At 44.6% G+C, this 20,303-nt stretch carries 16 protein-coding genes; 11 read left to right on the forward strand and 5 right to left on the reverse strand.

Annotated features, from left to right (window positions below; all coding sequences use genetic code 11):
• The first annotated feature begins 53 nt into the window (after nt 1–53).
• From GLW00_RS01425 to GLW00_RS01465, 9 genes are all read left to right on the forward strand, one after another.
• Nucleotides 54–1,361 carry a lysine N(6)-hydroxylase/L-ornithine N(5)-oxygenase family protein gene (locus GLW00_RS01425; RefSeq protein ID WP_202412328.1) on the forward strand — a complete coding sequence of 436 codons (1,308 nt, stop codon included), beginning with the start codon at nt 54–56 and terminating at the stop codon, nt 1,359–1,361.
• Nucleotides 1,362–1,980: 619 nt separating this feature from the next.
• Nucleotides 1,981–3,018: an N-acetyl-gamma-glutamyl-phosphate reductase gene (argC, locus tag GLW00_RS01430; protein WP_160910697.1), complete on the forward strand. Its 1,038-nt coding sequence runs from the start codon at nt 1,981–1,983 to the stop codon at nt 3,016–3,018.
• A 20-nt stretch (nt 3,019–3,038) separates the two neighbouring features.
• Entirely contained in the window at nt 3,039–4,265 is a 1,227-nt protein-coding gene (gene argJ / locus GLW00_RS01435) for a bifunctional ornithine acetyltransferase/N-acetylglutamate synthase (RefSeq protein WP_160910698.1), read from the forward strand.
• Nucleotides 4,228–5,034, forward strand: a complete 807-nt coding sequence (gene argB, locus GLW00_RS01440; protein WP_160910699.1) for an acetylglutamate kinase — start codon at nt 4,228–4,230, stop codon at nt 5,032–5,034. The genes argJ and argB overlap by 38 nt, the downstream gene beginning before the upstream one ends.
• Nucleotides 5,031–6,194 carry an acetylornithine transaminase gene (argD, locus tag GLW00_RS01445; protein WP_160911802.1) on the forward strand — a complete coding sequence of 388 codons (1,164 nt, stop codon included), beginning with the start codon at nt 5,031–5,033 and terminating at the stop codon, nt 6,192–6,194. The genes argB and argD overlap by 4 nt, the downstream gene beginning before the upstream one ends.
• 111 nt (nt 6,195–6,305) lie before the next feature.
• A complete protein-coding gene (locus tag GLW00_RS01450; RefSeq protein ID WP_160910700.1) occupies nt 6,306–7,370 on the forward strand; it encodes a carbamoyl phosphate synthase small subunit in 1,065 nt (354 codons plus the stop codon).
• Complete coding sequence (gene carB, locus GLW00_RS01455) at nt 7,360–10,362, forward strand: carbamoyl-phosphate synthase (glutamine-hydrolyzing) large subunit (protein WP_160910701.1); 3,003 nt, start codon at nt 7,360–7,362, stop codon at nt 10,360–10,362. The genes GLW00_RS01450 and carB overlap by 11 nt, the downstream gene beginning before the upstream one ends.
• Entirely contained in the window at nt 10,362–11,318 is a 957-nt protein-coding gene (argF, locus tag GLW00_RS01460) for an ornithine carbamoyltransferase (RefSeq protein ID WP_160910702.1), read from the forward strand. Before carB ends, argF begins: the two co-directional genes overlap by 1 nt.
• A 187-nt stretch (nt 11,319–11,505) precedes the next feature.
• A complete protein-coding gene (locus tag GLW00_RS01465) occupies nt 11,506–11,991 on the forward strand; it encodes a GyrI-like domain-containing protein (protein WP_160910703.1) in 486 nt (161 codons plus the stop codon).
• A gap of 95 nt (nt 11,992–12,086) precedes the next feature.
• Here GLW00_RS01465 and GLW00_RS01470 read toward each other — a convergent pair whose 3' ends face one another.
• From GLW00_RS01470 to GLW00_RS01490, 5 genes are all read right to left on the reverse strand, one after another.
• On the reverse strand, nt 12,087–12,257 hold the full coding sequence (locus GLW00_RS01470; protein ID WP_160910704.1) for a hypothetical protein: 171 nt from the start codon (nt 12,255–12,257) through the stop codon (nt 12,087–12,089).
• A 101-nt stretch (nt 12,258–12,358) separates the two neighbouring features.
• Nucleotides 12,359–13,726: a PTS ascorbate transporter subunit IIC gene (ulaA, locus tag GLW00_RS01475; protein WP_160910705.1), complete on the reverse strand. Its 1,368-nt coding sequence runs from the start codon at nt 13,724–13,726 to the stop codon at nt 12,359–12,361.
• Nucleotides 13,727–13,765: 39 nt separating this feature from the next.
• Complete coding sequence (locus GLW00_RS01480) at nt 13,766–14,035, reverse strand: PTS sugar transporter subunit IIB (protein WP_160910706.1); 270 nt, start codon at nt 14,033–14,035, stop codon at nt 13,766–13,768.
• A 22-nt stretch (nt 14,036–14,057) separates the two neighbouring features.
• Nucleotides 14,058–16,169 (reverse strand): BglG family transcription antiterminator, encoded by a 2,112-nt coding sequence (locus GLW00_RS01485; RefSeq protein WP_160910707.1) that lies wholly within the window; start codon nt 16,167–16,169, stop codon nt 14,058–14,060.
• Between the two features lie 236 nt (nt 16,170–16,405).
• On the reverse strand, nt 16,406–17,815 hold the full coding sequence (locus GLW00_RS01490) for a Na+/H+ antiporter NhaC family protein (RefSeq protein ID WP_160910708.1): 1,410 nt from the start codon (nt 17,813–17,815) through the stop codon (nt 16,406–16,408).
• A 137-nt stretch (nt 17,816–17,952) separates the two neighbouring features.
• On the opposite strand from GLW00_RS01490, the gene GLW00_RS01495 reads away from it, so the two are divergent.
• Both GLW00_RS01495 and GLW00_RS01500 read left to right on the forward strand, forming a co-directional pair.
• Nucleotides 17,953–18,393 (forward strand): SRPBCC family protein, encoded by a 441-nt coding sequence (locus tag GLW00_RS01495; RefSeq protein WP_160910709.1) that lies wholly within the window; start codon nt 17,953–17,955, stop codon nt 18,391–18,393.
• 726 nt (nt 18,394–19,119) lie between these two features.
• Entirely contained in the window at nt 19,120–20,265 is a 1,146-nt protein-coding gene (locus tag GLW00_RS01500; RefSeq protein WP_160910710.1) for a DEAD/DEAH box helicase, read from the forward strand.
• Nucleotides 20,266–20,303: the final 38 nt, after the last annotated feature.

A 20,303-nucleotide genomic window follows, 5' to 3' on the forward strand; every position in this document is an offset into this window, starting at 1 on the left:
AGGAGACCCTTTCCCTAACATTTGAGCAACGTAACATAAAGGAGTCGTCGATGATGGAACAAAGAGAAAAGATTTACGATTTGATTGGAGTAGGTGTGGGACCTTTCAATTTAAGTTTGGCTGCTTTGCTGGATGAAATAGACGAAGTTGAATCCCTGTTTTTTGAGCAGAAGGAGGCTTTCGACTGGCACCCGGGAATGTTGATCGAAGGGACAAAGATGCAAGTCCCTTTTATCGCTGATTTGGTAACAATGGCAGACCCTACGAACAAATATAGTTTCTTGAACTACATCAGTAAAAATGAGCGCATGTATCAATTTTACTTTTTGCAGCGGCTGGATATCCCGAGAAGAGAATACAATGATTACTGCCAGTGGGCCGCCCATCAGCTGGATAGCTGCCGATTCGGGAGAAAAGTTACGAATATAAAGCATTACAAGGATAATGAAGAACTTTTCAAAGTTGAAGTGACGAATGAGGAAAGTGGGAAGAAGGAGATTTATCACACGAGGAATTTAGTCATGGGAACAGGCAGCGTACCTGTCATGCCACGATCTTTCCAAGATACCTCTTCAGAGGACGTTTTCCATACGGCGGACTTCCTTCCGAATCAGGACCGCTGTCGTAAAGCGGACTCGATTACCGTTGTAGGCTCCGGCCAAAGTGCTGCTGAGACTTTTCGCGAACTTTTGAAAGAGCAGCGCGATTGCGGCTATCGACTCGATTGGATTACACGGTCGGCGAGTTTTGAATCAATGGAAGAATCTAAGCTTAGCCTTGAGCACTTTTCACCGGATTACGTGAAATATTTCTATCAACTTCCGCAAAACCAGAAAGATGAGATCTTCGCTAATCAAGGACTGTATTACAAAGGTATCAGCAATCATACAATCAATGATATCTATAACCTTCTTTATGAATATTCAGTCGGGCAGGAAGACCTGAATGTTGGACTGCAGGTACTTAGTGAAGTGAAGGATGTCCGTCCAAAAGCAGCGGGGGGGTATGAGCTCGAATGTTACCATTATCAGAAAAAGGAAACGTTCACTCACGAAACGGACCTTGTCATTGCAGCCACGGGTTATAAGCCTTTTGTTCCGGACTTTATCCACCACTTGGAAGATTTTCTTGAATGGGATGAAGAAGGAAGGTACAAGGTGACTGCAGATTATCGGCTTGTTACAACCGAGGAGACAGCGAATGAAATCTATGTGCATAGTGGGATTTCCCATACCCACGGTGTCGGTTCCACCAACCTTGGGCTGTCGATCCATCGAAATAAAGTGATCATCAACCACCTCGTGGGACGCGAAGTTTTCTCAATGAACGAAAAAAGCATATTCCAGTCCTTCGACGTCTAATCATCCACACCCCAGCCACTAATGGCTGGGGTGTTTTGCATGGTTTTATTAAATAACATTACAATCTTGTAGAAGACTTGATTTTTAGAATTTTGTGGGTGTTTAGGGGCTCCGGAAAACGGTTCGCGCACTGTGGACTAGTAATGAGCCTCCTCAAGCTGTGTACTGATCCCGTATCCATGGCCGTTCAACTAGGCAGGGCTTTCTTTAAGAATACGCGGTATTTGCTTATTGCGCTCACTCGGAAAGGGGGACAGTCCTGCAACCTCATCCACTCAACAAACATCTCGAAGTTGAGTCTTCAAGAACAAGGAGCTTATTTGGGAGGTAATAGAGTAAGGGTACTGTTGATAATGTGTATAAAATTGTGCATATGTGAATAAGAAGAGACATTAAGAGAAGGGATTACCACTTATCCACATGTGTATAAACAATGACCTTTTTAAAAGATTAATCAATCCGATCTCATTAGGAATTATTGAGATTATGCAGTGTTACCATTAAGAATCTGTAAAACTAACAAATTGTGATGGTAATCTATTGACATCTGGTCGCTAAGGGTTAATAATATTGTAAATATACAGATGAAATAATAATTATACATAGAGGTGGATTCAGAGTGAAAGCAGGGATCGTAGGCGCGACCGGGTACGGCGGGATTGAATTGCTCCGCTTATTAACAAATCATCCACAAGTAGAGGCGATAACCTTATATTCATCTTCCCAGGCTGGGGAGAAATTTGACGACATTTACCCTCAATTTCAAGGATCAGAATCCTATGTGTTACAAGATTTAGTGCCAGAGAAGATGAGGGAGGACTTGGACGTCGTTTTCTTAGCGACGCCGTCTGGGGTTTCAAGTAAATTGACACCTCAATTGCAGGGTGGCCATGCCATAGTCATAGACCTTTCTGGTGATTTAAGGATTAACGATCCCGAATCTTATGAGCAGTGGTATAAAAAAGAAGCAGCTCCTGAGGAAACGTTGGAGAAAGCCGTCTATGGTCTTCCCGAGTGGAATCAAGAGCGGATACAGGAAGCGGATCTTATAGCCAATCCTGGGTGTTATCCAACCGCGACATTACTTGGTTTGGGACCAGTAATCAAAGAAGGGTTGGCGAAGCCGGACTCCATCGTGATAGACGCCAAGTCAGGAGTCTCAGGGGCAGGGAAAAACCCAAATCCCATCACCCATTTTGCTCATGCCCAGGAAAATTTTCAAATCTATAAAGTGAATCAACACCAGCACATTCCGGAAATTGAACAACAATTGTCCATTTGGGACGATCAAATGGGAGCTGTCACCTTTTCCACTCATCTTGTTCCGATGACGAGAGGAATCATGGCGACCATTTATCTTCATCTAAAAGAAGAGATGAGTGAAGAAGATTTACGGCAGAAGTTTAAGAGCTATTATGAGGCGCAGCCTTTCGTCAGGATCAGGGAGCCAGGTGGGTTTCCTTGCACGAAAGATGTGTACGGCTCTAATTACTGTGACATCGGCCTTACCATCGATGCCCGGACAAAGCGGGTCACCATCGTAAGTGTCATTGATAATTTAATGAAGGGGGCAGCCAGCCAGGCGGTCCAAAATATGAATCTTGTATTCCAATATGAACAGAGAACAGGGCTTGCACCACTGCCTGTTTATCCTTAAAGAAGAGAGGGAGAGATGGTTTGATACAAGCGAAGAACACACAAACAATCGAAAAAGTAGCGGATGGTTCCATTCTTACGCCGAAAGGGTACAAGGCAGGTGGAATTCATAGTGGATTAAGATACCGAAAAAAGGACTTCGCTCTGCTCATGAGTGACCGACCGGCTTCTGCAGCGGCTGTATACACTCAAAGCCATTTCCAGGCCCCTCCTCTAAAGGTGACGCAGGAAAGCATTGCGGAACAGGGGAAAATTCAAAGTGTCGTAATCAATAGTGCAGTCGCTAATGCATGCACAGGAGAAGAAGGGTTGGCTAATGCATACGAGATGCGCCGTATGATTGCAAAAAGGTTCGGGATGCCGGACGAATACGTAGCCGTAGCCTCTACGGGCGTCATAGGACAACAGCTTCCGATGGAAAAAATCGCTCACGGCTGCGAAAATGTAGAACCGACAGAAGCAGGGTATATAGATTTTCAGCAAGCGATCCTTACGACAGATACTTGTCAAAAGCACGCGTGCTACCAGGTACAGGTGGAAGGGAAAGTTGTCACCATCGGTGGAGCAGCAAAAGGCTCAGGGATGATTCATCCGAATATGGCGACCATGCTTGGTTTTATCACGACTGATGCCAACATCGAACCTGATGATTTAAAACGTGCATTAAGCCCATCTATTGATAATTCCTTCAATCAGATTACCGTTGATGGAGAGACTTCAACGAATGATATGGTACTGACGCTTGCGAATGGAGAAATAGATCACGAACCACTGACAGAGGATCACCCGGATTGGGAAGCTTTTCAAACCGCTCTTCAACTTGTTTGTGAAGATCTTGCCAAACAAATCGCTAAAGATGGGGAAGGGGCTACCAAGCTGATTGAAGTCGAGGTCACTGGTGCCCGCACGAATGAAGAAGCGCGAGTCATCGGAAAGAAAGTGGTCGGTTCGAGCCTGGTGAAGACAGCTGTCTACGGGTTGGATGCCAACTGGGGAAGGATTGTTGGCGCCATCGGCCATAGTGATGCAGAAGTAGATCCGAATCAGTGTGATATCTACATTGAAGATCAACTTGTATTCAGTAACGGCACACCGTGTCCATTTTCTGAAGAACAAGCAACCGAAGACCTTGACAATGAAAAAGTAAAAATGACCATCCACCTTCATGAAGGAGATGGGGAAGGTACGGCGTGGGGGTGCGACTTGACTTATGACTATGTCAAAATCAATGCAAGTTACAGAACCTAAACCTCATATTGTCATAAAACTCGGTGGAAGTATGCTTGATCAACTCACTGCAGACTTTTACAGCAGCTTCCAAAACCTTAAGGAACACTATCAAATCATTATTGTTCATGGTGGAGGCCCTGCCATTACAAAGTTGCTGGAACAATTGAATATTGATGGTGAATTTTATGATGGATTACGAAAGACGCCTCCAGAGACGCTCGAGGTTGTAGAAATGGTTCTTGGGGGATCTGTGAATGGTAAGATTACAGGTCACCTGATGGAAAAGGGAATCCCAGCCGTTGGAGTGAAAGGGTCTGAAGCCGAGTTGCTGCAAGCCAATTATCTGGATAAAGAAAATCTCGGTCTTGTAGGAGAGGTAAGAGATGTGAATCCGGTGCTGCTTCATAAGCTTCTGGACGAAGGATACCTCCCAGTGGTTGCACCTTTTGGGAGGACCGATGATCATCAAACGGTGAATATTAACGCCGACGTGGCTGCAGGAGCTATTGCTACAGCTGTCGGTGCTGAAAAGCTTCTTTATGTTACGGATGTCCCAGGCATCCTCGTTGAAGGTGAAGTCCTGGCGTACACAACCCCCGAAGAAATCGACGGGATGATCGATCAAGGAATTATCTATGGTGGAATGATCCCGAAAGTTCATTCTGCTACGGAGGCCTTATCCGAAGACTTAGAAGAAGTGCTAATTGTGAGTGGAGAGCAAGCCTTGATGGAAGGCGATTCATTGAATGGCACCTCCATTAGAGCAAAAAGAAAGGAGACGGTATAGTGAGCTTATTTCCTACGTATAACCGCTTTCCTTTAACGATTGTATCTGGAAAGGGTACGACAGTGACCGACGATCAAGGGAAAGAATATTTGGACTTTGTATCAGGGATTGCTGTATGTAATCTCGGTCATCGACCTCCAGAAGTTCAGAAAGCACTGGAAGAACAGTTGAATCAGGTATGGCATGTATCCAACTTGTACCAAATTCCCGTCCAGGAAGAGGCAGCGGAATTGTTGTGTGAAGCCTCTGGACTACCGTATGCTTTTTTCTGTAACAGCGGGGCAGAAGCGAATGAAGCGGCAATCAAACTTGCCCGTAAACATACAGGAAGAGAGAAAATCATTACATTCAAGCAGTCTTTCCATGGACGGACCTTTGCTACGATGAGTGCAACAGGGCAGGAAAAGATTCATGATGGATTCGGTTCCCTGCTTCCGACGTTTGAATACTTCCCTTATAACGATGTGAAAAGTATAGAGGAAGTTCATGACGGTCATGTGGCTGCAATCATGGTCGAAGTCATCCAGGGAGAGGGTGGAGTCGTACCGGGAACCAAAGAATTTCTGAAGACTGTGGAAGATAAATGCCGGGAATTAGGTGCCCTTTTGATTATCGATGAAGTTCAAACCGGAATCGGGCGTACAGGAAAAGCTTTCGCCTATCAACACCATGGACTGGACCCAGATATCGTGACAGCTGCTAAAGGATTAGGAAGTGGGTTCCCTGTCGGGGCTATGGTGGGGAAAGCTGAATTAAAAGATTCCTTCACTGCTGGATCTCACGGTTCTACGTTCGGTGGGAATCCGTTAGCTTCAGCAGCAGTGAAATCGACCCTTGAAAAAATCTTTGTTTCTGATTTCCTCGCTTCTGTTACGGAGAAAGGGACGGTATTCAAAGATAAGCTTGAAGATTCATTGGCCCGATTTAAAAGTGTGAAAGAAGTACGTGGAAAAGGTTTGATGTTAGGGATTTCCATATCCAGTGAAGCGATTCAAATCGTTCACTCATTAAGGGAAAAAGGACTTCTGGCTGTGGTAGCTGGTCCAAATGTTTTGAGGCTGCTCCCTCCATTAACCGTGGGATATGAGGAGATGGACCAGGCGGTCGCTTTAATTACCGAAGCCATCCAACAGCATGAAGATAGTTTGCAAAAAGCATAAAAAATGTATAGGCGGTGATGTTCACAGTGGTGTTCAGCACCGTCTTTCTCAAAAGTTTAATGTATAAAAATACGTATTAAGTAATAATTATTCATTTTATGGGGTGATGGAATGAAAGGATATTTATGTTTACAAGACGGAACAACATTTGAAGGGAAGGCTTCACCTTCCTTTGACCACAGCGTCCAGGGGGAGGTCGTTTTTTTCACCGGCATGACAGGATACCAGGAAGTGCTGACCGATCCTTCTTATAAAGGGCAGATCGTTGTATTTACGTATCCATTGATAGGAAATTACGGGGTCAACAATGAGGACGGAGAAAGCCGCGAAATCCAAGTGAGCGGGGTGGTCATGTATCAATGTGCAGAAATTCCTTCTCATTTTCAGTGCAAGAAGTCTTTAGGCACTTACTTGAACGAACAAAACATTCCATACATGACAGAGGTAGATACGAGAGAAGTGACCAAGGCCATTCGCTCAGAAGGGACCCAGCAAGCCGCCCTTTCTCTCGAGACTGATTATCGATTCAAGCCGACGAAGACCCATCAAATTCAACAGGTGAGTGGTCATGACATTCATACGTATGGAGAAGGGGACGTGCATGTGGCGCTCATCGACTTCGGTTGGAAGAAATCGATTTTGAATGCCCTTCTGGAAAGAGGGGTGGAGGTTTCAGTTCTTCCTTTTTCAAAAATTGAAACGCTGGATAAGCTTCAACCGGATGCTATCGTCCTATCGAATGGTCCGGGGGACCCGAAGGATACCGTGGACGTTTTACCCCTTTTGAAAAAGGCTTTAGAAAAGTTCCCGTCTTTTGGAATCTGTATGGGACATCAGGTCATTGCTCTTGCTTTTGGAGGAGATACGACGAAGTTGACATTTGGTCATCGAGGTGCCAACCATCCAGTCAAAGACGTGGTATCAGGGAAAGTATTTCTGTCCTCGCAAAATCATAACTATGTGGTCAAAGAAGACAGCCTGAATGGAACGCCGCTCGTAACAAGGTTTTACAACGTTAATGACGGTTCCATTGAAGGTTTGATGCATGACTCGAAACTGATCTTGTCCGCTCAATTCCATCCGGAAGCACATCCCGGGCCGAAAGATGCGGAATGGTTGTTTGATCATTTTCTTACACTGGTGAAGAACAAAGGAGTGAAGACACATGTCTCGTAAAGTATTAGTCATCGGATCAGGTCCGATCATGATTGGGCAGGCAGCAGAATTTGATTACTCAGGGACGCAAGGTTGTCTCGCGCTGAAAGAAGAAGGGTGTGAGGTTGTTCTCGTCAATAACAATCCGGCAACCATCATGACCGACCATGACGTCGCGGATGTCGTGTATTGTGAGCCATTGACGGTAGAAAGCTTAACAAAAATCATAGATTTGGAAAAACCGGATGCACTCCTTGCCGGGCTCGGGGGACAGACCGCTCTTAATCTAGCTGTTGAACTGGAAAGAGAAGGCGTCTTGCAGGAGTATGGCCTGGAGTTATTGGGGACCAGTGTGCATTCCATTCAAAAAGGGGAGGACAGAGAATTGTTCCGCGGGTTGATGCATGAATTATCCCAGCCAGTCCCTGAAAGTGAAGTGATTACGACGATCGAGCAGGCAGAAGCTTTTGCTGAAAAAGTCGGGTATCCGATCATCAGTCGACCTGCTTATACGCTTGGAGGACGCGGGGGTGGAATCGTTCACAGACCAGAGGAACTGGGAGAACTGATTGCGACAGGACTGAAAGCTAGTCCGATCCATCAGGTCATCGTAGAAAAGAGTATCGCAGGTTTCAAGGAAATTGAGTATGAAATCATGCGGGATCACAACGGAACATGCATTTCTGTTTGTAATATGGAAAATTTCGATCCTGTAGGGGTGCATACCGGAGACTCGATTGTCGTGGCCCCTTCCCAGACACTGTCGGATAACGATTACCAAATGCTTCGGACAGCAGCGTTCAAAATTGTATCTGAACTCGATGTCATCGGAGGGTGTAATGTTCAATTCGCGCTTGATACAGATAGCCGCCAATACTATGTAATTGAGATTAATCCGCGCGTCAGTCGTTCATCAGCCCTGGCTTCGAAAGCCACGGGGTATCCGATTGCAAAAATGGCGACCAAGGTGGCTCTCGGCTATACGCTCGATCAGCTTGAAAATCCCCTTACTGGATATACGTACGCAAGCTTCGAACCGGCGCTTGATTATGTCGTTGTTAAATTCCCGCGCTGGCCGTTCGATAAGTTTTCAGAAGCCGATCGAAAGCTTGGGACGAAGATGCGGGCAACAGGGGAAGTCATGGCTATCGATCGAACGTTGGAAGGGGCTTTTCAAAAAGCTGTGCATTCCCTGGATACAAAAATTCCTGACATTCAGAATCCATGGGATCACCTGGAGAAACCAACAGACTTGCGGTATTTCGCGATTCTCCACCTTTTAAGAGAAGGAGAAAGTCTTGAAGTGATTCACGGTAATACGAAGATTGATCGTTTCTTTTTACAGGTACTGAAAAACCTTGTGGAGTTAGAGAAGTGTTTGCAAACAGACCCTTTGGATGAAGCGCTTTTGAGAAAAGTCAAAGTCTGTGGGTTTTCAGATCAGGAGATTGCTCATCTAGTTGGTGTATCTGAAAAAGAAATACAAAAAAGAAGAGAGGATCTTGGGATTCTTCGTCAATTCAAGCTCGTCGATACATGTGCAGCTGAATTCGAAGCGGCCACGAACTATGTGTACAGCACATTTGCAGGTGTGAATGAAATTTCTCCCCTGCCAGGGAAGAAGAAAGCGTTGATCCTCGGATCCGGCCCGATACGAATCGGGCAGGGTGTTGAATTTGATTATAGTGCGGTGAAAGCCATCCAAAGTCTCCAAAAACAAGGATGGACGACGATCATGGTGAACAACAACCCGGAAACGGTGAGTACGGACTATGAAACAGCGGACCGTCTCTACTTCGAACCGATTCAAAAAGAAATCATAACATCCATCGTTGATCACGAAGACATTGACCTTGTATTCACATCATTTGGCGGGCAGACAGCCATCAATTTAGCTGCTGAGCTAGAGGCAGAAGGGGTGCCGCTTGCAGGAGTCGGTACGGATGTTCTGGATGCGCTGGAGGACAGAGATAAATTCTATGCGGCTTTAAATGATTTGGACATTCCTTATGTGTCAGGGACCACTTGCCATACCAAAAATGAAGCACTAAAAGCGGCGGAACATTATTCATTTCCCATTCTTTGTCGTCCGTCGTATGTCATTGGCGGCCAAGGTATGGTTATTGTCAAAAATATGAACGAGTTGAAGCAGTCGCTTCAGGAAGCAGATGATCATCACTACCCGATTGTTCTGGATACTTTTATGGAAGGGAAGGAGGTAGAGGTGGACCTTGTGGCGGATGGAGAAAATCTCTACCTTCCTGACATTATTGAACATATAGAACCGGGAGGCGTTCATTCCGGGGACAGTATGGCGCTTTTTCCTTCGAATCTTGGAAGTGAAGTCAAAGAGACCATTGAATTTTATGGACGGAAAATCGTACGTCACTTTAGCTATAAAGGGATCATGAATATCCAGTTTTTACTGAGCGGAGAAAACGTGTATGTGCTGGAAGTGAACCCAAGAGCTAGTCGTACAGTGCCGATTGTGAGTAAAGTGGCAGACATTCCCCTTGTGGATTTAGCCGTTCGTATATTGGCCTCAGATGAAGTCGATTTACTGTCCATTCCAAAACCTGAGTTTGACCAAACGGCCGTGAAGTATCCTGTATTTTCCTCCTATGCGTTGACGGAAGTTGATCATAAGCTTGGCCCGAATATGAAATCGACGGGGGAGGGAATGTGCCTTGGAAGAACAACAGAGGAAGCCCTGCGGAAAGTCTTCTCCCATTTACCGAATGCGCATGAGGTGAGTAATTCTTGTTTTGTCGAATCGGATTCTACTTTTTCAGCTAAGGATTTTAAGGAGTGGCTCAAAGTAGAGGAAGCTTCCATTTATGTCAATGAGGACTCCAGTCCTCAAGCGAGTGAACGCAGAATACAGGCGGTTAAGAATGGATTGACTGTATTCAGTGAGAAAGCAACGTTCAACGCCTATATTGCATCGTTATCCTGTGAAGATTTCAATCCTGCCCCTCTGCCGGGTAATAAACGAGAAGGAGTGCAATCGTAATGAATTTGATGGAACAAATGTACACAACAGATGGTTCAATGCATGGAAAGGACGTCTTGACTTGGCTTGATTATAATCAGGGCGAGGTTTCTCAATTATTAGCGCAGGCACAACATTTAAAAGAAAATCCTTATTCTCAATCATTAAAAGGCAAAAACCTGGCGATGATTTTTGAAAAATCTTCTACAAGAACCCGCGTTTCTTTTGAGGTTGGCATGGTACAAATGGGCGGCCATGCCCTATATTTAAACACGAGAGATATCCAGATTGGCCGTGGTGAAACCATTGCCGATACGGCTCAGGTACTTTCCGGATACGTTGATGCAATCATGTTCAGAACCACATCGCATGGGAAGTTGAAGGAGCTTGCTGAATACGCCTCTGTGCCTGTGATCAATGGATTATGTGATATTTACCACCCGTGTCAGGCTTTGGCTGATATCTTCACCATTTTAGAGTTGAAGGGGCGCTTGTGTGGGGTGAAGGTCGTCTATATCGGTGACGGAAACAATGTCGCTCATTCGCTGATGATATTAGCCGCGATGATGGGAATGGATATGGTCGTATCTGCACCGGACGGCTATCAACCCGACCCTCTGATTACCGAAAAGTCACAAGCGCTTGCAAAACGATATGGTGGATCGGTTGTACTGGAAGAGAACCCGGAAAACGCTGTGAAGCATGCGGACGTCATTTACACAGATGTTTGGACGAGTATGGGCCAGGAGGAAGAGAGTGAAAAACGACTGTTGGATTTTAAAGGGTATCAAGTAAATGAAGCTTTATTAAACAAAGCTCAGTCAAATGTCTCCTTTTTACACTGTCTTCCAGCTCATCGAGGGGAAGAGGTGACAGCAGGTGTCATTGACGGCAGCCATTCGGCAGTTTTTCAGCAGGCTGAAAATCGTATGCATGTACAAAAAGCCATATTACAAGCGGTCGTCGGTTGGAAGTGAATTTATGAGCATAATTCAGCCCGAACAAACAATAGGATATAGGAATAGGACCTCATAAATAAAATCATGCAAAAAGAAGGTCGAAAGGCTACGAATTTCATCGAACACACAAATTTCACAAGGAAATCTAGGATCGATGTGGAAGTAGTTAGGGAGAATATTCAAAACCAAAAGGAGTGGCCATGCAATGAGTAAGCAATTGACAACCGCTGTGGAACCCCAGGTTGTTCGCAGGTCCAATATCAAGGTCGTCGGCGTCTCTTGTCAAACTATGATGGATGAACGGGAAATTAAAATTCCGAGGTTGATGGAGCAGTTCCATACGACCAATCTGCCGAAAGTTAGAAACAGAGTCAACGCACCACGTTCCATCGGAATGTTCGTTGATCCGCCAAATTGGAATGAGATGACTGATGCTTTTTATTGGATTGCTGCTGTAGAGGTCGATAGCTTCGAGAAAATTCCGCCAAACATGATTACAAAGACCATCCCTGCTCATACGTATGCCATGCTTGAATATGACCCTTCCGTTCATGACTTCAATCCGTACGCTTACTTGCATAAGTGGATAAAGGATGAAGGTTATCAGGAGGTGGAAGGATTCGGTTTTGAAGAATACAAACCCTATACAGGTGCTGAAACGAGTTACCGTCTATTCCTGCCTATTAAATAATGAAAAAAAGGAGGCACCTCATGGTGTCTCCTTTTTTTGTGGTCTCCGATTAAGTGTTTTTAGGATGTTTCTGCTTTTAATAGGCGGATGATTAATTACTCTTGCTCCCATTTACCTTCCAATCGATTCAATTGATAAGAGATAAAGATTAAAAGAGCGATGACAGGTATGACAAAAGCCCCGGCCCCTACTAAATGGAATAGAATCCAGCTGATGATTGAACTGAGAAACACCGTACACCCAAGATATATAAAGTAGTCTTTCATTTTTGAACCCTCCGGCCAAACTCTATCATAGTTTATGGGTGGGAATAAGGTGTGGATGAAAAAAAACACTCCCTGCTTCGGCAGGGAGTGTTTCGTTGTGTTTAAGCCACATTTGTATTAGAGTTTTTCTCGCTTGTCTTTGACCTGAGGCCCCATAAGAAAGGAATGGCCAGGAGAAGAATGATGACTGCAAAAACAGCAATATTGGAATCAATAAGATTGATGATGTTCCCTAAGACGACTCCAACTACACTAAAGTCAGCATCTCCAAACGTTGTTCCCTGGAAGCCTAAAGATCCTAGTACCGGCAGCAATAGAGCCGGCAGGAAGCTGATCATGACACCATTGGCCATCGAACCGATTACTGCTCCTCTTCGACCACCGGTAGCATTACCGAAGACTCCGGCAGCGGCCCCGGTGAAGAAGTGGGGGACCAATCCTGGAACGATGACTTTCAAACCGAGTAAAGGTAAGAATAACATACTTACAAGTCCGGCAATGAAGCTGGATAGAAATCCGATAATGACGGCGTTCCCTGCAAAAGGAAAGATGGCTGGAGCATCAAGAGCGGGTTTAGCATTAGGGACAACTTTATCCGCAATCCCTTTGAAAGCAGGAACGATTTCACCAAGGAGCATGCGAACCCCGGCTAAAATAATATAAACCCCAGCTGCGAACGTAAGTCCCTGCATGAATGCGAAGACTAAAAAGTTCTGGCCGGCACTCAATTCACCTTCAACAAACGCAGGCCCAGCTGCACCTGCAACAACGAAGAACAGAATGATCATTGTTAGCGACACAGAAACGGAGGTGTCTCTCAGAAAACCGAGTGATTTTGGTACCTTAATTTCTTCTGTTGATTTTGACCCTTTACCAACGCGTTTCCCTACGAAAGAAGCGACCAGGTAACCGATGGAGCCGAAGTGGCCGATGGCGAAATCATCGGAACCGGTGACTTTTCTTGTGAAAGGCTGAAGCATGGCAGGGAAAAGGACCATTAATCCTCCAAGGATAATAGAACCCAGGATAATCAGGGAGATGCCTGAGAAACCACCCGTGGATAAAATGACAGAAATCAGGCAGGCCATGAACATCGTATGGTGTCCGGTTAGAAAGATATACTTAAAAGGGCTGATTCTTGCAAGAATAATATTGACGACCATTCCGAATAACATGATCATCGCCGTTTCTGTCCCAAAGCTTTCCTGAGCAAGGGCAACAATGGCCTCATTATTTGGGATAACTCCATCTACAGCAAAGGCTTCATTGAACATACTGCTGAATTGGCCCAGGGACTGTACGAGAACATTCGCACCAGCCCCGAGGATGACAAAGCCCATTACCGTTTTAAGCGTTCCAGAAACAACATCCCCTGTATTTTTGCGCTGTACCAGGAGTCCGATCAGAGCAAATAAACCAACAAGGATCGCAGGTGTACCTAAGATGTCTTTCATTATTAAATCAATCATGGGAGACGCTCCTTTGTAGTTTAATTGGGTGACTAAACTTTATAGATTCTGCTCTTCCAACGCTGCACGAAGTTCGTTTTTATCCATAAGGTTCCTTAATTTCACGACATTTTTCTGTCCGTCTTCCAGGCTCTCTACGATATCTTCAGATCCTAGATAGACATCCGCTTGTTCTGTCTTGGCTGTTGTTAAATCCGTGTGAGAAACTTCTGCTTCTTTCCCCATATCATTCAATGCTGCTTTAATATTCATCTCCACAATCATGCTGCTTCCTAAACCGTTTCCACATACAACTAATACTTTTTTCATTTCTAATTCCTCCTCTTTGATTTTAAACTTCTACTGCTTGATTAATCAGGTCAATGACCTGTTCAGTTTCTTCTGCAGAGATCAAACGCTCCACATGTTTTTCATCTGACAACAGTTCTGTGAGTTGTGCCAGGGCTTTCAAATGGGTTTCGTTATCAATAGCTGCCAGTACGATGACAAGTTGAGCCCTATGTTTTTCTTTATCTGAAAAATAAACAGAGTCTTTTAGTCTTAGTAAGCTCATCCCAAGTTGTTCCACGCCTGCTTCAGGTCGTGCGTGGGGGATGGCAATGCCAGGCGCAATCACAATATAAGGACCTAACTCGTTTACGTTATCAATCATCGCCTGAACGTAATCCGGACGAATAACCTGTTGATCAATGAGTGGCTGGGATGCCACTTTGATGGCTTCTTCCCAATTCTGGACCTTGTCTTTCAACTGTATCGTTTGTTCTGTTAATAATTCGTTGAGCATGGGCTTTCTCATCTCCTTTGTATGCGGAGTCTTTTGTTCGAGAAGGTATGACAATTCTCTTTTCAATTCGTCCTTACGATGAATTGTCGCGTAGCGTTCGATGACTTGAATAAATGGGTCGCCTGCATCGAGCTCTGTCGTACTCGAACCAAAAAGTTCATTCATCCGTTGAATGACACGCTCCTTTTCAACATTCGTTAAAATCGCGGGAACATGGACAACGGGTATATCTTTCGTTTTTATGAACTTTGTTGAAAAAATGACATCCGCCTTGTGGTTGTTCCTTTGATACTCTCTCATGGAGAGGGTATCTTTGATGTTCAATCCGGCAATTAAATTTTCGAGTTGGGTGCGCAACATATTGGATGTACCAATCCCATTTTCGCAGACGATGACAGCGGTAAGTTTTGTTTCTACCTGCTTCTTTTCTTTCTTGAGCCATCCCCCGAAATGTAAAGTGATATAAGCGGCTTCCTCATCGGGAATCTTATTCCCGACATAAAGCTCCAGGTGCTTCATCACCCGTTTGGTCAGGTGAAAAATATCAGGATAGGTTTCTTGAATCGTGCCCGCTAAGTCATTAGCGATTTTCACTCCATATTTCAACCGGTAATAGGTTGGCTTGATATGAGAGATCAGGTTTTCTGAAAGTCCTTCTTTATCGTCAAACACAACGCAGGAATAGAGTTGGAAATCATCAATCATCTGATGGACGACTTCTTTCAACCCGGACAATTCCCGTTCAGAATAGCGGCTGAAGTCATCATGTTGAACTTTCGATCCCAGCAGGTTCATGGTAATGAAGCAAACTTCATCCTCAGGGAATTCGATCTCCCACCATTCTTCAAGGGCAGTGGTAATGAGTAAAGATCCCTGGTGAGCTTTGGTCTGCTTAAGAACATGCTTTTCTGCGGGTTGGACAGTGATGTACTTCCCATCCGCGATCCGTTTTGTAATCATTAACACTTGGAAGGATAGGATTTCCACCATTTCATCTGTCAGTGTCAGCCCTAATTCCTTTTCAGCTTCAAAGAGAATTTTCTTCACTTTGCGCCTCTGTTCCGTTTCCTGTGACCATGTGTCGGATTCGGGCTGAATCATCTGATGAACTTTATTTCTGACGTTTTGCCAATCAGGTTGTGAAAAGATTGTAGCCAGAATATTAGAAAGAACGGTTCTCTTCATATCCTCAGGCCCGTTTAATCGGTAGCCGATATTTTTCTTGTAATAAAGCTCGAGTCCCATCTCTCGAAACTCCTGCTTGATCATTTTAATCATTTTAGCGATTGTGCCTCGGCTCATGCTCGTCAGGTCTATGAAATGCTGCATAGAAGCTTTTTCTTCTTCCAATAGGATTTTAGCTTTGATGAGAATTTCGCGTTCCTGTCTGGACAATTGATACTGCCAGTCATCAAAACTCTTGTCTTGGTTATCCTTCAAATGCGCTTTAGATGAAGAAGGTAAGAATAATCCCTCTCCATGCTCGCTTTGAATAGGTTCAAGATGATTGGCAAGCAACCAGCTATTGATTTGATCGATATCATAGTAAATGGTCCGTTGGGACACTTTCATTCTGTCGACTAAATCCTTCGTGGGAATGGGATTGGTTGATTGTTGTATCATTGATAATAAGTGTGCACGTCTATTATCCAATACCATCGGGGTCCCCCTTGTTCAACTTTATTGGTGCATTTTTGCAAAAATATAAACATTCTTTTGATTGATGATCATCTTATGGGACTAGTATATACGCTTATGAGGGGTTATGTAAGGGGTTTCAGTGTATGGTTTTTGTAAAACGTAAATTTGCAAAAATGAACAGTTGTAATATTTAAGGAAATAAAAACAAACAAAAGAAAAAAGCCCCAAATAAGGAAGGGGGCTTTTTGTTTGAACTATAAAAAGAAAGACATACCGAAGTAAAGAAGAGCAGCAAAGGAAGCAGCAATAAGGGCGGGCTTCAATTTGAACCGAGCATATTTAATCGGATTCAAATTTAGAATGCCGGCCGTCGTATTCGTATCATCACTCAAGGGGGATGCAAAAGCACCGAATGTACCGCTGGCAAAAACGGCTCCGATGACAATGGGCAGGGAACTTCCTGCTACGGTTGCAATCGATATCCCGACAGGCATGAGAATCCCCCATGTCCCCCAGGAAGAGCCGATGAAATAGGAGAGGCCGCAGCCAACAACGAATAAAATGACGGCAACAAATCCGGAAGGGATCCAGTCAAAAGACTTGGAAATGGTATCCGCGAAATTCAATGCTTCGGATCCGCTGCTCAATCCCCATACCATGGCCAGAAGAACAATGACACTCATCATCTCGTTTCCTCCATCAATCAGGGTGTCCATCATTTTCTTGAGTTTCTCATTACGGAACTTCAAATAAACGACGAAACCGATGAGGGTAAGTACGACGGCCAGTACCATAGCATCAAGTACATTGGCATTAATCAGGGCGTCAAATCCGGACTTTCCATCTCTGACGCCGACCATATACATGAGGAAGAAAGTAAGGAGGATCACACTGAACAATGGAATAATCAAGTGCCAAGGCTGTGCTGGCAGGTTTTTCGTAACAGCTGGATGACAGTCTTCCCATTGGTCATCATCTTCTTTTTTTTCTTGATCCATGTTCTCTGCGTCAGTCGCAGGCTTTTTGTTCTTATGGAAAAAACTCATATAAAAGCCGACGGCTAGCATGGAAAAGGCGAAGAAATTGAACGGAATGCTGCTGATATATAAGGAATATGCGTCCCCTTCCGTGCCTGCCTGCTGCAAGGACAGTTCAATGACCGAAGTCATATATCCAACAAATGCTGTCGCAATAGGAATCAAGACGACGAGTGGTGAGGCTGTCGTTTCGATGACGAAACCCAGCTCCTGTTTGGTCATTGGAATGTTCCTTCTCAATGCTTTCATTACAGGCCCGATGGTAACGATCCGGAAGCTCGGTGCACTGAAAGTCCCTAATGAAGACAACCAGGTGAGGATGAACGCCCCCTTTTTGTGGTCAATCCTCTCCGTTGCTTCTTTAACGAATCCTTTGATACCTCCCGACATTTTTACAAGTCCTATTAAAGCGGAGAAGGCATATAGAAAGAGGATGATCTTCAAATTGGCTTCATCCCTCAAACCTTCAATGATGAAACCTAAGGCTGTCATCATTCCTCCCAGCCAATGTGGGTCGATGATGTAACCGGCCACGACAACAGCGAATAGTAAACTTGGAATGACTTGTTTGGTCCATATAGCCGTAACAATGACCACGATGAAAGGAATGACGGAAAGCCAACCCATAAACAGATCCCTCGCTTTTCTTGAGTGCTTCCTTTATCTTGTGTGTGTTTTGCCAGGATATTCTTGTCATTTGAAAAAGGACTCTGGACGTGAAAAGCGAATATAGGGGGTAGAGCATTTAACAGAGGAGGATACTTATGTCTTTTATGAGTCAGTCCGTCATCATCAAAAAACCTGTAGAAGAAGTTTTTAAAATGGCGACAGATTTCAACAACAGCCCTGAAATTATGGAAACAGTCATCGATGTACAAATATTGAGTGAGGGACCTGTCACGGAAGGATATAGGTTCCAGGAAACTCGGGAAATCAGAGGCAGAAAAGCTCGTTCAATCATTGAGGTTACCGACTTTGACCCCAATCGAAAATACTCTGTCCGCAGTCATCAGCATGGATTGGACTTACGGTACCATTATGAATTCGTACAAACGTCAGAAGGGACGAGAGTAGACTTCCAAGGGGAGCTTTATACGGAAGGCTTCCGAAACAAATTGATGAAACCACTTATAAAGCAGATCATCAAAAAGGAAGATCAAGACCACCTACAACATTTGAAGAAGTTTATCGAATCTTCTTCATAAAGGTGGTATAATAAGAATAAGCTATGGATCATGTATGAAAGGCCTCTCCATTATCCAATATGGAAAGAGGTCTATTTTTTATATAAAAAAATCCCTCTTCAACTAAATGGTAGGTTTCTTGAAGACTCAGTTTCGAGATGTTTTCGGGTTTCGTTACCTTATTGGGCGTCGGGGATGGCTGGGAAGCTACTCGCTTTCCTGTGGGGGAGTGGCGAGCTTCCTCGGGCTACGCCCTGCGGGATCTCGCCGATCTCCTTTCTCCCACGGGAGTCTCGCAGCTTCCCAACCACCCCATCAGATGAAGGGGCTAACGAACCCCTTTCCCAAGTAGGATGGTATCCCGCTACCTCGATTGTTGTAACCATAAAACGCTCTGTATCAAGCTTTCAGGGTTCAAGTGTCTCTGCATGGGAGTTTATAATGATACTCCATCAAACTGAATAGCTGATGATTCGGGAAGTGGTTTCGAGATACTTCTATGTCAAAGAGGCGGAGGGGAATGGCGAGACTCCTGCGGGAAAAAAGTGCTTGGTGAGACCCCACAGGACGCAGTCCGAGGAGGCTCACCGCGCTCCCGCGGAAAGCGAGTCATCCCCCGCAGCCCCAACCCACCGCACAAACGTCTCGAAACTGAGCCTTCCACAAACGGGAGCTTTAGTGGAAGGGTGGGGTGGGTAATAGAAGAATATTGGGAATCTAATGATATACGGAAAGGAAAGATTATAGATGACAGATAGTAATCCATCGTGGTTTGGGGAATTAGCCCCTTCTACGAAAGAGGCATGGCAGGTTTCAGGATATGAGAGCTTGACGAAAGTTCAAGAACAGGCCATTCCTTTCATTTTAGAAGACAAAGATGTAGTGGCGGAAGCTCCTACAGGCAGCGGGAAAACTTTGGCATATTTACTACCACTGATTGAAAAGGTGGATCCCGAACAGAAACATACACAAGTGTTGATTATGGCATCTTCTCATGAATTAGTGATGCAAATTCATCAGGAGGTCCAGACTTGGACAAAAGGAAGCGGCATTACCAGTATGACGATGATTGGCGGTGCGAATATTAAGCGCCAAATGGATAAGTTGAAGAAAAAGCCGCACATCGTTGTGGGTACACCAGGCCGTGTGTACGAATTGATACAGAAGAAAAAACTGAAGGCACATGAAATCAAAGCAGTGATTATGGACGAAGCCGATCAACTGCTTGTTCCAGAACATATCCATACGGTTGAAGATGTGTTGAAAAGTACGATGCGTGATACGCAAACGTTGTTGTTTTCAGCCACACTGCCTGATGAGGTTATTGAAATAGCTCAAACATTCATGGATGAAGAGGCAGAGGTGATTCGGGTTACAGAAGAACTGAAGAAACCAGACGTGACTCACACGTATATTGTTTGTGAAGACAGAGATAAAATAGAGACATTAAGAAAACTGGCCCGGATGGAAGCATTCAAAGGTCTTGCCTTCATGCAGGATATTGCCAAGCTGAACGTCATGGCTGAGAAACTAACATACAAACACCTGGATATCGGATTGTTACACAGTGATGCGAAAAAAGAACAACGGGCGAAGGCGATTAAGGAATTCCGAAAAGGGGAATATCCATTACTACTTGCTACAGATGTGGCAGCCAGAGGACTGGATATTATCGAAATTAACCATATCATCAACCTGGATGTTCCTAAAGATATGACATCCTATATCCATCGTGCAGGTCGAACCGGACGAATCGGTTCTCAAGAAGGAACCGTTGTTTCCCTTGTGAATCCTGTAGAAGAGAAACGTTTGAAGAAGTTTGCGCGTGAATTAGAGCTGCCCCTCCATAAAGCGGAGATTTATAAAGGGAAATTAAGAGTCGCCAAGCGTTAAATATTGCCGTTTGCCTTTGAAGCGATGCCATGGAATAC

It is taken from the genome of Halobacillus litoralis, assembly GCF_009856445.1.
Taxonomy (GTDB): domain Bacteria; phylum Bacillota; class Bacilli; order Bacillales; family Halobacillaceae; genus Halobacillus; species Halobacillus litoralis.